This is a genomic window from Croceicoccus gelatinilyticus, from assembly GCF_018398395.1.
Taxonomy (GTDB): Bacteria; Pseudomonadota; Alphaproteobacteria; order Sphingomonadales; family Sphingomonadaceae; genus Croceicoccus; species Croceicoccus gelatinilyticus.
Genome location: NZ_JAHCBF010000006.1, coordinates 240,366 through 256,042, shown reverse-complemented (window position 1 = coordinate 256,042; position 15,677 = coordinate 240,366). Strand labels below are relative to the sequence as shown.

The following is a 15,677-nucleotide window of genomic DNA, read 5'->3' as shown; positions in this document are numbered from 1 at the left end:
AAAAAACAAGCAAAGCAATTTTATACCTCATCGGCATATTCCTTGCAGAGCTCCTCCGCCCCGGGTGGTCTGGGAGCCGGTGGAGGGGGTGGCGCCGCCGGTCGCAACTGTTCCGGACCAGGCAGCGGAGCGGGCGGTGGCGGAATGATCGAGCTATCGGGGCGATAGCCGGGCGGCGGCACAAATTCCGGCGGCGGCGGCGGAAACATCAGCGCGCATTCTTGGCTTGCCTGGCGCATCGTCACACTGGCGAGGGTCTGCAACACCGCATCGCAATCCTCGTCGGCATAGCAGGTGCCCCAGAAGATCGGCTCTTCCTCTTCCCGCCAGATCGCCACTGCCGCACTTTCCGTTCCACCATAATGGTTGGTGATGAGATAGCGCCTGCCGCCATCGTCCAGCATCTTGCGAAAGGCGGGCCTGCCGTTGATGGTAATGGGTTCGCCCCACTCGTCGTCCCACATTGCCTTGCCAAAATGGTCGAGGACGTAATCGAAGCGCAGGGTGCCTGATCGCCATACCGCATGCACGCTATCGTCACCCAATGGGCATTCACTGGCACGGTTGGGGCAGGTTTCCGTGTCACCCTCGAACTCCAGACCGAGCGGGAAAAAGAAGCTCATTGCGCCAAGTGAAATTCCGCGGGACGGCCTGACTTCCGGCTCTGGAACGATAATGTCGCTCGGCTCGCCGCATGCGGTCAGGACGGCACACAACACGATCGAGACTGCCGTTGTTCGTCTCACGGCAGCGTTCCTTGCCTGTTACCTGCACCACCATTGAGCAGCCAGATATCGCGCTCGATCCGCTGCATCGTGGCGAACGTCTCTGCTTCATCCGCGCCGCTCAATTGCGGCAGGCGGTCGAGTGGCTGGTCGAGCGGGGCGACGCGCGACACGAAGGACTGGCCGGCCAGAGCGTGTGGATCACCCGTCACTTCGACCGCGATCAGGCGCGGAGTGCCCGTCGCCTGCTGCACATCGCGCACCGAACGTGTGAAAGCCTGCGCGACTTCATAGCCGAGGCCAGTGCCGTAGCGCCCCATCGGCGAGAGCTTCTCGCGCAGAAATTCCGCCGCGCCGTGATGCGGATCGCCGATCCGCCCACGCTGGCTCTGCGCGAGATAATCAGCTGCCTTGGCCATCCACGGCATGGTCTGCTCGTGGGGCGAGGGGCGGACCTCCTCGATGAAATCGCCGCGTGCATAATAGGCCGCACGGATCGTCGCCCCGACGGCGCGCAAGTCGCGTTCCACGCGGGCCGGGTCGGTACTGGGCGTGATACGCAGCAACTGAGGTGCAGAGTCCGGCACTTCTCCATAAGCCGCAAGTCGGACCGAATAGAGCCAGAAATCCTCATCCGACATTGTCACTGGCACGAAACCAAAGACAGGGTAGTTGGGTGACGCTGTCTTGCCGTTGCTCATCGTTAGGCGGTTGAGCACCCGCCCCTCGGCATCGCGCAGGACGAGGTAGAAGCGCCCTGTTTCGGCCATGAGCGCAGGCGGGCTGCAACTAGTCATAGCCGGCGGTGGTGGCGGGGGACTACCGGGAGCGGTTGCCTTCGGGAAGAGTAAGGTAGGCCGTTCCTCCATATAGCTGAACGGCGTGACCTGCCCGGTCTCGCTGGTAAAATGCTGCAAGGGGGCGTTGAAAATCCGCTGTTTGTCAGGCGAGAAGGTCAGTGGGCTTCCGAACACGGTGAAGCGGTCGGCGCTGTTGCCCTTGAAGCGGGCGATGGTGCGCAGGGTAATGATGCCGATGGGCCGCGCATCCATTGCCCGGGTTCCGTCATCCTCGACGAGTACCAGATCGGCATAGGTTGCAGCGGCCAACATCTCCTTCGCGAAATATTCGGCACTGGTGTGGCCGACCTCTTCCGGTCGCTGCGCATAGGAACAAGCCAGTGTTGCGTGCGGCAGAGTCAGCGCAGCAAGCGCCGCGGATGCGAGGATGCGACGGATCATTGTTTTTCTCCTGATTGTACGAAGCCCAATGCGCGCTGGATCGGGGCGATCCTCTCGCGCAGTTCTTCGAGCGCAACAGGCTCGGGGTAACTGGATACGGGGCGAGCCATGCCGTCCTCGTCCACTAGGGATGGCGCCATCCACGGCACGTTGACGTACCACTTGCCTTCGGTGCGCGCCGCGCCATCGCCGCCCTGCAAATAGGAGGAATGGCGATAGAGCGCGTCGCTGAGATGTAGGACCCAGCGCGAACTCGGCGCCAGCGAGTTCGGCAGGCCGGGCAGCAGCATCGGATCGTCCATCCCCTGCCCGTAGCGGGTCACGCCTGCCTCATCGGTGCGCATACCGGAGGCAAGGCGCTGCCGCAGCTCGTCGCCCGGTTGCGCGCCACCTTTCAACACCTCGACCACGCGCCAGCGGACGCTGGAAGAAAAGCCGTCCGGTCCCTCGTCGGCGATGTCGATCCCCGCCGGCTCGGCAACCACGATATCGGTTGCTGTCATGGCGCGCTTCTCGATGGTCTGGCGACCGTTCATCGCTTCGAGCGCCTCGATCGGGTCGAAGCCTGCAGCGCGCAGCGCCACGATCTCATCCAGTGTCAGTCCGTAAGCGATCAGGAAATGCGTCTGCTGGAGCGATCCGGCCTTCGACGGCTTGCGCATTTCCTGCCGAGATACAGTCTTCCCGGGCGCTGGCGGTTCGAAATAGGGGACCGGCGTATCCTCCACCAGCGCGCGGATAGCGGCGAAATCGGGATGCGCTTCCAGCGGATACCAGATCGCCTCTGGATCGCTGCGGATCGGAATATCCTGCTGGTAAATCGCGCTCTGATTCTCCATTACGATGCGGACCAGCGCGGGGAAGCGCAGCTTGTTCTCAACTGCCGCCTGCGACAGTGCAGCGATATCCGCCGGGCGCACCTCGATCGTTCCGCCAAGCGGCTCGACAACGACTTGCGCTTCGATCCCGGCATTCTCAAGCTGCGCGGCGATATCGGCCCGCGCTTCTTCCAGCGCATTGGCCCCCTGCGGCACGACCTGCGTGGTCACGAAATTGCGCAGCTTCGCAGGAACCAGTGCCTCTTTCGTCACGGCCTCGGTGTGGAAGAGATGTGCCGTGCCCTGACTCTCATCGATCCAGATCGCCGCGACCACATCGCCGCGCTTGGCCAGCAAACCGGATCGCCACGCCTGCAGATCGGCAAGCCGCGCCATATCGGCCTCGTAATCTGCTTGCGCCGCGGATTTACTGCCCAGCTCGGCCTGCCTGCGAGCAATGCCTTCCTCGCGCTGCTGCTGGTCCCACACCTGGCGCGGGACGATCCCCCGCACCACGCGATAGGGGCCGGGGCAGCCCTCGTTGCCGACAATGTTCTTCGGCGGCTCTACCTCGCTTGGTTGCAGGCCCATCAGCACCACATCGCTGTCCGCATAGACCTTTGCGCCGGAAAAGCGGTTCATCACGGCCACCCGGTCGGGGTCGGTCAGGTCGAGTGCCTCATGCTGTTCCCAGACAGCGATTTTCGGTTCTTCGCCTTCGGGATAGAGCCACAAGCACCTATCACGCAGCGCAAGGCGCGCCGGCACATCGGGCACGCCGACAAGGGTGCTAATGCCCCCATCGGTGCGATTGGCGAATTGCGGGAAGCTCTTCACCCGTGTGTCACCTGCCGGAATGGGCGGCGCGGGAAGCGGAAAGGGCGCAGGTTCCTTGAACACGACGTAATCGGGCAGGTCGAACTCGCCGCGCGCCGCAGCCTCGCGGATCGGATCGGCGCTCTGGCCAAGCTCGATCTCGACAGTCCCCTTGGTGATGTCGGACCCGGCACCGTACCAGTTGATTCCCATCTGCTGAAGAAGCTCGACCATGCGATCCTGGGTCGTGCGCAGCTCGATCAGCGTCGGGCCAGGTCGCTCCACGGGAATGTAAATCGGATCGCTGGTGTATTTCGCCAGCGTAGCCGCCGCATCGCGGGTGAACGCCACCGCCACGCCATAGGTCGGCTGATGCTGGATCCACAGCCCGGCGAATGTCGCAGGCTCTTTTTCATGCAGCAAGACCTGCAAGGATCCCGGATCGGCATCGGGTGCGGTATCGGGGCGCGGTCCCGGCTCGGTGCGCGGGCCGATGGCACCGCGGTTCTGGATTTCCATCCGCCGCTCCGCCTCTTCCACGCTGACGCAATAGGCGCGCGCATACCAGGCGTTTTCCGCATACTGGCCTTTGTAGTTTTCGATCGCCTCGATCTCTTCCGCCGTCAGGTTCGGGCAGGTTTCGGAGAGAGGTTTTTGCTCCTGCGCGAAAGCAGCTGATGACAGGGCAAGCGCCATAGCGCTCGCGCCAAAGAGACGACGAATCATTGCGCTTGCTCCACGGGGGTTGGGTCGGCAATGCGGCCGAAGAAGATGAGAGCGCCGCTCGCACGGTCGCGGATGGTCAGGAGGAAGGGCCTGTCGACAATCATGCGCGGCAGATCATCCGGCAGGCGGCGGGAGCCGGTAACGACGATTTTCACCGCGGTAACAGCGGCTGCTTCGGTGCCTTTTTCGTCCACCCGCAGGAAAGTGGCGTGGGCTACATCATCGATCGCGAGCGGAGCATTGGCCATCGCGCTAAAATTGGCGCAGCTTCCTTCAAAGGCGCAGGGCATACCCGCCGCAATCAGCGCGGATTTCACGCTGCTGTCGAAGCGCGCCTCGAACCGCGGCAGGCGTAGCAGGATATTGCGTTCTTCAATCGCGCCGAGATCGAACTTCGCATCGCTGCCCTGCATCGAAAGACCAAACGATCCAGCATTCAGATCCCGCTCCCACCGGCGCAGGGTAGCCATGTCGCGCGGCAGGAACACTTCCATCGTGAAGCGCCCGTCCTTGCCATAGGGCAATTGCACGGCCTGCCCCTCGCGCGTTTCGCGATAGGCGATCGGCGCAATCCGCTCCATCATGTAGATCGGCATTTTCGTCCCATCGCCGCGTGTGAATTCGCCGGTAGAGCCATCCTCGAACGGCACCGACCAGTCGGCCTTGAACCACACCGCATTGGTCAGCACGGCAGCGGTCAGATCGTTGAACCCGCTGGCCTCGACGATTTTCGTGATCCGCTCGCGGGTCTGTTCGCTGACCCAGCCATTGATCGTGTCGGCAGAGGCAGCCGGATCGCCGCCGAAATCGACCTGCCGGGCTGTGGCACTGAAGCCGTTCTTCGCCGCGCGCAGATAGTCCGGGGCGAAGGTGAGTTCGTCCGACAACCAAAGCGCATTGGCGACCGACAGCGAAACCTTGTCATCGCCGATGCGCGTCAGGAAGCGGTCATAATCCTTCACCAGCAGTTCGGGCCGGCTTGCCGCATCCCAGCCCAGCAGTTCGCGCATCTCCGCTTCGGTCTGCCCGCACGCACCAGGCAGCGCGAGGCCTAGCCCCTCGCTGAGCGACAGCGGTGAGATAAATAGGTTGTCGTTCGGCTCTGCTGCCTCGGCCAGCTTCGGATAGAGCCGCGCGGCGAGCCGAGCCTGTCCTGCCGTGATGTCATGCGGGATAGCCTTGGAAGATGCAGTCGGCCCGGTCTGCGCTGGCACGGTCGTACAGCCGGCTGAAAGCGCCAGCGGCGCCAGTGTGAGGAGAATTCTTTTCATCGATCCTGTTCCTCTTCTGAATAGGGATCGGGAGGTGGTTCGGTCGGGAAGCTGTTGACCACCATCGCGACGGTGGGTGTCTTGCAGTTCAAAGCGGCAGCCTGCTCGCGCGACAGGAACCCGGCGCTGAAGCTCACGTGCTCGCCCAGCTTGTAGGAAACATGCCCGTTCGACAGGGTATCTGCGTTCAGTTCGAAACTGTGGGGCATCACCAGACCCGTTTCCCCGCCCCCCGGCGACGTAACGAACAGGCAGCCGTCCATGTAACCGAGCGTGCCGCCGACGCCTTCCGCATAGGGTACCTCGTTCGGTGAGGCAGGTCTTGTGTCGAAAGACAGCGACGGAGCATCGATTGCCTGCGGTTCCTGATCGCACCCGGCCAGCAGAGCAGCTGCCATCGGGGCAAGCGAAAGAATGAGGCGTTTCATCGATTCTGCTCCAGAAATTCGACCAGCCAATCCGGCAGTGGACGCAAATGGCCTTCCGATGTTCGACACAGTCCGGCGCTGAGGCTGCTGCCGGGAGGGCATTCGGAGGCGTCCATCACTGGGCGGGGCGGCATTTCAACCATCATCGCGCCTGTTATCGGCGGCTCCAGGATACCGTCCTGCGTGGTCTGTCGATTGGCCTCCCCGCGCGCGTCGAGCCAGTCGAGCGCACGCTCGGCCTGCCGCGCATCGAGGCCGTATTCGGCCTGGAAGCGGCGCATGGCATTGGCGCGGTCGGTCACCGCCCTCTGCGTATCGCCCGCAGCCGCGCTTTCCATTCCTTCGATCTTGATGACCTTGCCCGGCCCGCAGGCGGCGTGGATCGGATCGACAAGCTCTGGGGTGGTCACTTCCTGAACCGATCCCATAAACTCCACCGCTTCGCCTACGCGCGCGTATCCGGGCCGCTCGCCGCTGCCGAAAGCAAGGTAATTGTTGCTGTCGACAAACAGGTTTGCCCCGAAGGGGAACAGCACCAGCGCATCGTCCCTATCAGCGGCGCGGAAACAGCCATCTTTAAGAACCACGGTCACACGGCTGTTGACTGCATTGAGCGCGCCTGCTGGGCGGTCGTGCCTCGGGAATATACGCAGAAAGGGCGCAACGTTCTCCGGCACCGCCCGATCCTGTGCGGGTGGGCGCGGCGGATTGACTAGAGGCACCACCGGCGCTGCGTGGAAGACCAGCTCAACCGGTTCGGGAATGGTCACGCCCTTGCGTTTCACCAGCGCCCGGAATTCTTCTTTCGAAACGCTGATCTGGGCGGTGACGACCTGCGTTGCAATGCCCGTCGACTGCAGCACGCGATCTTCACGGAACGTCTCCCACATGAAATCTGCTGCGGCCCTCAGCTCCTCCTGTGACCAGCGCACGGTTTCGCCGCGAAAGGTGGGGTTCTTGCTGTATTTGCGAAGCGTGGCCCGGCCATTGCGCAGAAATTCGAAGACGACCCCCAACTCGCCTTTATTGTCATAATGCAGAGTCTGGAAGTTTCCTTGCTCTTCCCGGCGCAGCTGCTCGGCCAGAGCCTGCACTTCGTCGCGCACGCTGTTCTGGTAATCGGCGACCCTCATGAATTCCGCGTCAGCGGCATCCTGCTCTGCCGTGCGCGGTACGGGCGGCGGCGGTTCGACCGGATCGAACGAGGCAGGCGGGGCGGACAGGATCGTCGCAAAGCCGCTTTCGCTGATCTTCGCGCGAAACGACAAGCCATCGGACAAGCGCGGCGATGCTGCATCTTGCGAAGCGCAACCGGCAAGACTGGCGGCCAGCAATCCGGCCACTGCGGTATTGATGAACCTTCGCTCGGTCATCCGTCCAGAACCTCCATATTCCGCAGCCGCATCACGTTATCTTTCGGACAGACCGTTGGGATCGTAACCCCATAGAAACGCTCGATATCGGAAATCGGCCATCCCTTGCCGTTCTCGCGAAAATTGCCGCCTCCTCCGCTGATGCGCTGGCCGAAGGAAATGTTGTTGCCGGAAAGTCGATCGTGGAGCCCGTCGCCAGATGGCAGCAAGGTGACACCCGGATCGAACAGGACGGTCGCATTGCCGCGGTGGCCCTTCGCCACGACACAGCCGCGCACCACCGCCACTTCGTCCCGGATCAGCGCCTCTCCCGCACGTGCAGGCTTCGCGATGGTAATCAGGTGCGGCGATGATGGCGCGCCTTGGCAAGCGGTCAGCGGTATGACCAAGGCGAGCGCCGCAATCCTCACCAATCTTCGGGCTGGCTGCATGCGAAAATCTCCGGGCCGGAATGGAGGTAGATAGGGCCGTCTCGATCCTTCATCCTTCGCGCGCCGCGACGATGCGCTTACCGGGGATGACCATGCCTTCGTCGATGAAGCCGTTAGGACGATCCCACAGCGCCGCGCCTTCATCGGCCCAGAAGATCATGTTGGAATCGCGATTGGTCGCGATGAGCTCGCTGGGCCGCTCGGCAGGGTCGCGTTCCTCGAACCGGCACACGCCATTGCGCGTCGGCACCAGCTTCTTGGGCGGCGATGGCGGGAAAAGCGGTTCGGTGGCGGATTGCGTCTGCATACCGGGCAGCAGGGCCGGCGGAGGAGGCGGGACGACCGGATTGCCACCGATGCCAAGCATTCGGGCGCATTGCGTGGGATGTTCGCGCCCACCACGCAGTCGGTTATCGGCCATCGTCTGCTCCTGCGCCTGCAGGCATTCGTTTGCTCGGCGCATGGCCTCGGCGCTGCTGATACCTTGGCGGTCCCGATATTCGCGCACGGCAAACCAGTCATTGCCATATCCTGCCGCCTGATCGAGCGATTTGACGAGCACGACCGGGTGCTTGCCGCAGGCCTCGATGAGTTCAGCAGGCGGATCGGTCACCTCTGCGCGGTAACCCAGCTGCATCCGGGTGCCGACCCGCGAGAGCCGGGGCTGATAGTGGGAATTACGTGATCGGAATGCCATGTGGCCTTCGGCATCGCGATAGACCCCGGTGCCGAAAGGGAACATCACAAGCGGATCGGCGTCACCCTCCTCATCGATGAAGAAGCAGCCGTCGCGAAGTACGATAGTATCATAGGTAGCAAGGTCAGGTGTCGGCCTGGCCATCCGGTCAGCTGCGGGAAAGTGGCGGATGTCCGCTTTCACATCATCCGCGATCGGAGGCAGGTCGGTCTCGAGGTAGATGCTGAAACGCAAGGTGAGGTTGACCGGAATGTCCCAATCCTCCTCCTGGCGCAGCGTCTCGAACCGGTCGCGCGGGATTGCGATGCTGAGCCACGGCGTACTCATATTGCCAAAGCCTTCCGAGGCGATATCCCGACCGATCTTGTCTGCCCATCCACGTGCTACCGCGTCTTGCTCCACGCGTGAGAAATCGCCTTGCGCTGCAGAGAACAAAGGGTCGGATGTGTACCGACTGAGGCTTCGTTCGGGTGCGCGCAGGAAGTAGGCAATTCCGGTAAGGGAGCCGAAGCCATCGTTCGCAGGTCCATCGCTCCAGCGCCACTCAACCCCGCCAAAATTGCCCATTTCGTCTTTCTTGAGGCGACGCAGCATGGGCAAGTTTTGTTGTTCGATCCGGTCGGCGAAGATGGAGCGTCGGTCCTGCAACGTCGGCGTATAGGGTTCGGGGCCGAGCCGCTCTATCGGTGGATAGGGCGGCGCTTCCAGAATGGTGGTATAGTCGCCTGAAGACGCGGATCCGCGATCATCGCTTGAGCCTTGAGTAGAGCAAGCCGTCAGACTGGCGCACAGGGCAACAGCAAGCCGAATCAATACACCACCTCCCAAATGTGATGGTGTATCATGGAGAATTCTCGCTGAACGGCACTGAAACGAAGCGCTTTTTTTTGTTATAATCTCATGTTGATCGTGCCGGGCATTCAATAGCTGACGAGCAAATGACGACCCGTCTCAAAACAGAAATCAGCACTCACGATAAACCATAGAGCGTAACAAGCCTTGCACTGCTATGCGTTTGGGAATGAGGTACTCTCGCTTCTTCTGGCTAGCCACGGCCTTTGTCGCACTCGTGATTGTGGCTGCAGGTAGCTGGTATGCTTTCTCGCCGCGACTGGCGATTGCAGCACTTAGCAATTGGGACGCTGACCCCGAAGAACTACTCTCCCTCTACAACCGGCAAGATGTGCGGGCCGCATTCGAGCGGCAAATGTTGCCACAGGTCGATACTTACCAACCGCCCTACACGAAGGACGCCGTTCTGGATGCGATGTCAGACCCGCGAGCAGTGCGGATGTTCGTTAACGAACCTTACGGCGAATGGCAGTTCGCCGCCGCCGCCGGACTGCCCGCAGATTTTCCTGATGGAGAATCCGCGGGCCCCATGCCCCGCATGATGGAAACTACCGATAGCTGGTCGTTCGATTGGTCTGGACTGAATACAATCGTCGCCACGCCGTCGGGTCGCAACGAAGCAAGCGGCAACAGCTATCGCTTCGAGCGGGATGGGCTCAGTTGGCGTCTCGTTGCCATCGAGCTTACCGTGGCTATCCGATAAAAGACCATGAGGGGCGCGCCCAAGCCGTTCGACGGCTCCGAGCCTAGAATAGTATAGAAAGCCGAATGGCGGCTTTGTGCCGTCTGACCACCGGAACCGGACTGTCTCTTCCCGGCCCAATCTTTGCCTTACTCGGAGATAGTCTTTTAGTCCGCAGAATGTCGGCTTCTGGCGAGACCTGCCGTCCGGCATAACGTTATGGAACGGCGGCAAAGCCCTAAAGGCGTCCACTCGAAGGCAACGTCCGCTCTTGGCCCCCCCCTCAAGGAAGATGACCAGGGGCGGGGCATATGGCTGACATCGCGATGCATCTTCCCGGTTCAGCATTCTACCGGAACCTAAAAAAAGCCGTTTTGCGCATGGGCCGAAAAACGCGAAAAAATCCGGCGACCTCAGAAAACGGCAGAACTCCGCCAAAAATCAAGAATTTGAATGGAAAATCTTTTTTGTCAGAAACGGCAAAGTGGAAAAACTTTATTGTATCTGGAAAAACTTTATTGTCTCACAACAAAAAGGGCTGATTAATTTGGATTTATTCTACCGTAACGGATTTCGCCAGGTTCCTGGGCTGGTCGACGTCGGTGCCTTTGACGCAGGCCACGTGGTAGGCCAGCAACTGCACCGGCACCGCGTAGACGAGCGGCGCAATGAGCGGGTGGACCTTGGGCATCTCGATCGTCGCCATGCAGCCCTCTCCCGCTTCCTCGATGCCTTCGGCATCGGAAATAAGGACGATCTTGCCGCCGCGGGCGCGGACTTCCTGCATGTTGGAGACGGTCTTTTCGAACAGCGGGCCTGACGGAGCCAGCACGATAACCGGCACCTTGTCGTCGATCAGCGCAATGGGCCCGTGCTTCATCTCGCCGCTGGCATAGCCTTCGGCATGGATGTAGCTGATTTCCTTCAGCTTCAGCGCCCCTTCCAAAGCCAGCGGGAAGTCGGGGCCGCGGCCAAGGTAGAGCACGTCGCGGGCCGGCGCGATGAGGTGCGCCATGGCCTTGATATCCTCGTCATGGTCGAGCGCGGCGTTGAGGCAGGCCGGAGCTTCGAGCAGGTGATCGACGACCTGCCGTTCCTCGGCCGCGTCCATCATGCCCTTCTTCACCGCCATGTGCGCGGCGAGCGCGGCAAGGACCGCGAGCTGGCAGGTGAACGCCTTGGTCGAGGCGACGCCGATCTCAGGACCGGCGTGGGTGGGCAGCAGCAGGTCCGCCTCGCGCGCCATCGAACTGGTCGGCACGTTGACGACCACCGCGATGGTCTGCCCCGCCTCACGGCAATGGCGCAGGGCCGCCAGCGTGTCGGCAGTCTCGCCGCTCTGCGAGATGAACAGCGACAGACCACCATAAGGGAGGACCGGATCGCGGTAGCGGAATTCAGACGCCACATCGATGTCGACCGGCACACGGGCGAACTTTTCAAACCAGTATTTCGCGACCATGCCGGCGTAATAGCTGGTGCCGCAGGCGACGATGGTGATGCGGTCGATCGCGGTGATGTCGAAATCTATCTGCGGCAGGGCGACCTGCCTTTCGAGCTGGCGGACATAGCTGCGCAGGGTCTGCGCCACCACGGTCGGCTGCTCGAAGATCTCCTTCTGCATGAAGTGGTGGTAGTTGCCCTTCTCGGTCGCGGCGGCGGTCGCGCCGGAGTGGACGACCGGGCGATCGACACGGTTGTTGTCCTTGTCGTAGATCGCTGCGCCATCGCGGGTGATGACGACCCAGTCGCCTTCCTCCAGATAGCTGATACGCTGCGTCAGCGGGGCAAGCGCCAGCGCGTCGGAGCCGAGATAGGTCTCCCCTTCCCCGTAACCAACGACGAGCGGCGAACCCAGCCGTGCGCCGATCAGCATGTCGGGATGGCTACGGAACGTGACGGCAAGCGCGAATGCACCGCGCAGGCGGGGCAGAACTGTCTGCATCGCCTCTTCGGGGCTCATCCCCTGCTCGATGCGGCGCGAGATCAGGTGGACGACGACTTCGGTATCGGTCTCGCTCTCGAACTTGCGGCCGTCGGCGAGCAGTTCATCGCGAAGCTGCTTGAAGTTCTCGATGATCCCGTTGTGGACCAGCGCGACTTCGGCCGTGGCATGCGGGTGGGCATTCGCCTCGGTCGGAGCGCCGTGCGTGGCCCAACGGGTGTGCGCAATGCCTACTACGCCTTCGGCCGGATTACCCTTCAGTTCGTTGACGAGGTTCGACAGCTTGCCCTCTGCGCGGCGGCGCACCAGCTTGCCATCGTCGATCGTGCAGATCCCCGCGCTGTCATAGCCGCGGTACTCCATCCGCTTGAGGCCATCGACCAGCCGGTCCGCAACCGGTTCCGAGCCGACGATACCGATAATTCCGCACATAAGGTGTCTGTCCCGTCAGGATTGGCGCAAGGGCGAGGAAGGTCAGTCCTTCTTCGCGGCGGCCTTTTTCTTCTTCATCGCGTCGTGGAAACGGTCGGCCCAACCGGGCTTCACCAGTTGTTCGGCCCGCACCATGCGAAGTTCGCCGTCACCAACATCGCGGCTGACCGCGCTGCCCGCGGCGACGATGGCATCGGCCCCGATCTTTAAGGGGGCGATCAGCGCGCTGTTCGAGCCGATGAAGGCACGCTCGCCGATCACGGTCTGGTGCTTGAAGTACCCGTCATAATTGCAGGTAATCGTGCCCGCACCGATATTTGCGCCGCCACCCACGGTGGTATCGCCAAGGTAGGTGAGGTGATTGGCCTTGGCACCTTCGCCAAGTGTCGTCTTCTTCATTTCGACGAAGTTGCCGACCTTGGAGCCTTCCTTCATCACCGAACCGGGGCGAAGGCGCGCGAAGGGGCCGATCTCGCAGCCTTCCTCGACCTCTGCACCCTCAAGGTGACTGAACGAGCGGATCGTCACGTTGTCGCCAATGGTCACGCCCGGACCGAAGACGACGTTCTGTTCGATCGTCACGTCCTTGCCGATCTGGGTGTCCCAGCTGAAGAACACGGTCTTCGGCGCCTTCAGCGTCGCGCCGCCGTCCATCGCCTCTGCGCGCTTGAATTCCTGCCACTGCGCCTCGGCCTCGGCCAGTTCGGCGCGGCTGTTGACGCCGGTGACTTCGCGGTGGTCCTCACACTCGACAACGGCGCAATTGCGTCCGTCCTCGTTGGCAAGGTTCACGATATCGGTGAGGTAGTATTCGTGCTGGGCGTTCGTATTGCCGACGCGGGAGAGCAACTCAAAAAGCTCGCTTCCTTTCACCGCCATCACGCCCGAATTGCACAGGGTACAGGCACGCTCCGCCTCGTTCGCGTCCTTGTGCTCGACCATCTTCTCAATCCGGCCGAACCTGTCGGAAATCACGCGGCCATACCGCAGTGTGTCTGGCGGGCGAAAGCCGAGCACGACGACGGCGGGCGCATCCTCTGCGTGCAACCGGTCGAGCATCGAGACCATCGTTTCCGGCTTCACGAAAGGCACGTCGCCATAAAGGATCAGCACGTCACCCGTGAAATCCTTCAGCATCGGCTCGGCCTGCTGGACCGCGTGGCCGGTGCCAAGCTGCGGTTCCTGCACCGCGTATTCGACATTCGCGCCAAGCGCGTCCTGCACCTGCTCGCGATACTCGCCGACGACGACGACGGTCTTGGCCGGCTCCAGCTTGGCCGCGCTGTCGAGAAGGTGGTGGATCATCGCGCGTCCGGCGACCGGATGCAGCACCTTGTGCAGCGCGCTGTTGAGGCGGGTTCCCTTGCCGGCGGCAAGAATAACGGTGGCGACTTCTTTCATCGACTCCCCGAAGGTTACATTTCCGTCCGGGCGAGGCCGCCGGTGGTCCGGTCAAGCCTTGCCAGCTTTCGGTTGCGCTTTCCAGTGGATCGGGCCTAGGTCCACAGCCGATGGATGACCAACCCCGTTCCCTTTCCGCGTCCCATTCTGCCAACCCCGCCAAGGCGCTCCGGTTCCGCACCGTGGGCTTCGATCTTGACGGAACGTTGCTGGAAACGGCGCCGGACATTGCGGCCGCGCTCAATCACGCGCTGAAAATCGCAGGACGGCCAGCGCTTTCCTATGACGAAGTGCGCCCGATGATCGGCGGCGGAGCCAAGCGCCTGCTGGCACGCGCATTGGCAGGCCCCGAAGGCGGCCGAGTGCCCGATGACGTGCTCGACCCGCTATATACCGAACTGCTCGACCACTATCGCCGCAACATCGCGGTCGAGACGCGCCCCTATAACGGTCTGCTCACCGCGCTGGACCAGTTGGCTGATGCAGGGATCGCGGTGGGTGTCGCGACCAACAAGCTGGAATCGCTTGCTCGTGAACTGCTGGCCCAGCTTGGCTTGGCGGACCGGTTTGCCTGTGTGATCGGTGGAGATACTCTGGGCACCGACCGCGCCAAGCCGGAACCGGACATGTTGTTTGAACTGGAACGCCAGTGCGGCGGCGGACCGACTGCATTTGTCGGCGATTCCATCTACGATACCCGCGCGGCACAGGCCGCCGGACACCCGTGTGTCGCGGTGAGCTTCGGTTACAGGCAGGGTCCGGTCGAGGAATTGGGCGCTGACCGGATCATCGATCACTATGACGACCTGATCGGCGCGCTCGCCACTCTCTGAATCGCACCATGCTTGCGCTGGGCCGAGGAACGGCCGGGCGCATCCATCCGTTCTATTACCGAGGGTAGGACGGAAACGCGTTGCCGCTTGCATGCGGTCAGCGCCGGTAACCGTCGGGGTCATTCGCAATGAAGCAGAGACCCCGAAGGAACCATTTTGCCCCAGAACCAGATAAAGACCATAGAATCGAGTGCCGTACGACGAAGCGAGCTGCCCGCAGCCGCACCGTACAAGCCGCTTGCCGACAGCCTGCCGAGCCTGCGCCGCCGCCTGAGTATCCGCCAGAAGCTGCGTAACCTGCACGAACGCCGCGTGGCGCGCAGCCGTATCCGCATGAAAAAGCGCAAGGCCGCGCTGGCCATTTCGGTCAGCACGCTGGGCTTTGGTGCCGGCGGCATGGTCGTCCCGCCCGAACTGCCGCAGGACGAGGCTGCAGCATCCCTGTTCGAACAGACGTCCGAGGGCCGCCGACACGCTGCGACTTTTCGCGTCAGCGACGAATTGCGCGATGCGATGAAACAGGAAGAGGGCATCCGCTACACAGTTTACCGCGACGTTGCCGGCTATCCTACAGTAGGGATCGGCCACCTCGTCACGCCATCCGACCGGCTCCGCGTGGGGCAGACCATTTCACGTGAGCGCGTGATGAAGCTTTATGAAAAGGATCTGCGCAAGGCAGAGAAAGCGGTCATCCGCCTTGCTGGCGCGACTCCGCTGCATCAGCATGAGTTCGATGCGCTGGTGGATCTTGTCTTCAATGTCGGTGAAGGCAACGTATCCCAAGACCGCAGCCCCCGTCTGAACCAGGCCATCGCCAACCGAGATTACGAGGCGATTGCCCGCGAGCTTCATTATACCACAGCCGCTGGACGCGTGGCGGAAGGTCTTATCCATCGCAGCGAGCGCCGCACCGCGATCTTCCAGCAGGCCGCCTATGAAGACCCCCGGACGGCCTGATCCCCTTTCTTGACCCGCACCGCCGTCGAGGCATAGGCTCCTGTTTCGA

At 62.2% G+C, this 15,677-nt stretch carries 14 protein-coding genes; 4 read left to right on the top strand and 10 right to left on the bottom strand.

Features of this window, described 5'->3' with window-relative positions:
* Positions 1-20: 20 nt before the first annotated feature.
* The 8 genes from KIH45_RS14395 to KIH45_RS14360 all read right to left on the bottom strand — a co-directional run bounded on the left by KIH45_RS14395 (position 21) and on the right by KIH45_RS14360 (position 9,450).
* Positions 21-623, bottom strand: coding sequence for a hypothetical protein (locus KIH45_RS14395; protein WP_213176721.1), 603 nt, complete (start codon positions 621-623; stop codon positions 21-23).
* 119 nt (positions 624-742) lie between these two features.
* Positions 743-1,966, bottom strand: coding sequence for a hypothetical protein (locus KIH45_RS14390; RefSeq protein WP_213176720.1), 1,224 nt, complete (start codon positions 1,964-1,966; stop codon positions 743-745).
* Positions 1,963-4,326, bottom strand: a complete 2,364-nt coding sequence (locus tag KIH45_RS14385; protein ID WP_213176719.1) for a hypothetical protein — start codon at positions 4,324-4,326, stop codon at positions 1,963-1,965. Before KIH45_RS14385 ends, KIH45_RS14390 begins: the two co-directional genes overlap by 4 nt.
* Complete coding sequence (locus KIH45_RS14380) at positions 4,323-5,597, bottom strand: serpin family protein (protein ID WP_225899933.1); 1,275 nt, start codon at positions 5,595-5,597, stop codon at positions 4,323-4,325. Before KIH45_RS14380 ends, KIH45_RS14385 begins: the two co-directional genes overlap by 4 nt.
* Positions 5,594-6,025 carry a hypothetical protein gene (locus KIH45_RS14375; RefSeq protein WP_213176718.1) on the bottom strand — a complete coding sequence of 144 codons (432 nt, stop codon included), beginning with the start codon at positions 6,023-6,025 and terminating at the stop codon, positions 5,594-5,596. Before KIH45_RS14375 ends, KIH45_RS14380 begins: the two co-directional genes overlap by 4 nt.
* Positions 6,022-7,368, bottom strand: a complete 1,347-nt coding sequence (locus tag KIH45_RS14370; protein ID WP_213176717.1) for a hypothetical protein — start codon at positions 7,366-7,368, stop codon at positions 6,022-6,024. Before KIH45_RS14370 ends, KIH45_RS14375 begins: the two co-directional genes overlap by 4 nt.
* A 26-nt stretch (positions 7,369-7,394) precedes the next feature.
* Positions 7,395-7,829, bottom strand: a complete 435-nt coding sequence (locus KIH45_RS14365; RefSeq protein ID WP_213176716.1) for a hypothetical protein — start codon at positions 7,827-7,829, stop codon at positions 7,395-7,397.
* A 49-nt stretch (positions 7,830-7,878) separates the two neighbouring features.
* The gene (locus KIH45_RS14360) at positions 7,879-9,450 is read right to left on the bottom strand and encodes a hypothetical protein (RefSeq protein ID WP_213176715.1); all 1,572 of its coding nucleotides are present in this window, start codon (positions 9,448-9,450) and stop codon (positions 7,879-7,881) included.
* Positions 9,451-9,547: 97 nt separating this feature from the next.
* On the opposite strand from KIH45_RS14360, the gene KIH45_RS14355 reads away from it, so the two are divergent.
* Positions 9,548-10,081, top strand: a complete 534-nt coding sequence (locus KIH45_RS14355) for a hypothetical protein (RefSeq protein WP_213176714.1) — start codon at positions 9,548-9,550, stop codon at positions 10,079-10,081.
* 290 nt (positions 10,082-10,371) lie between these two features.
* A complete protein-coding gene (locus tag KIH45_RS14350) occupies positions 10,372-10,602 on the top strand; it encodes a hypothetical protein (protein WP_213176713.1) in 231 nt (76 codons plus the stop codon).
* Positions 10,603-10,613: 11 nt separating this feature from the next.
* Here KIH45_RS14350 and glmS read toward each other — a convergent pair whose 3' ends face one another.
* Together glmS and glmU are read right to left on the bottom strand one after the other, a co-directional pair.
* A complete protein-coding gene (gene glmS / locus KIH45_RS14345) occupies positions 10,614-12,437 on the bottom strand; it encodes a glutamine--fructose-6-phosphate transaminase (isomerizing) (protein WP_213176712.1) in 1,824 nt (607 codons plus the stop codon).
* A 42-nt stretch (positions 12,438-12,479) separates the two neighbouring features.
* The gene (glmU, locus tag KIH45_RS14340; protein ID WP_213176711.1) at positions 12,480-13,838 is read right to left on the bottom strand and encodes a bifunctional UDP-N-acetylglucosamine diphosphorylase/glucosamine-1-phosphate N-acetyltransferase GlmU; all 1,359 of its coding nucleotides are present in this window, start codon (positions 13,836-13,838) and stop codon (positions 12,480-12,482) included.
* 110 nt (positions 13,839-13,948) lie between these two features.
* On the opposite strand from glmU, the gene KIH45_RS14335 reads away from it, so the two are divergent.
* Positions 13,949-14,671: an HAD-IA family hydrolase gene (locus KIH45_RS14335; protein WP_213176710.1), complete on the top strand. Its 723-nt coding sequence runs from the start codon at positions 13,949-13,951 to the stop codon at positions 14,669-14,671.
* 156 nt (positions 14,672-14,827) lie between these two features.
* Positions 14,828-15,628 carry a lysozyme gene (locus tag KIH45_RS14330; protein WP_225899932.1) on the top strand — a complete coding sequence of 267 codons (801 nt, stop codon included), beginning with the start codon at positions 14,828-14,830 and terminating at the stop codon, positions 15,626-15,628.
* The last annotated feature ends 49 nt before the right edge of the window (positions 15,629-15,677 follow it).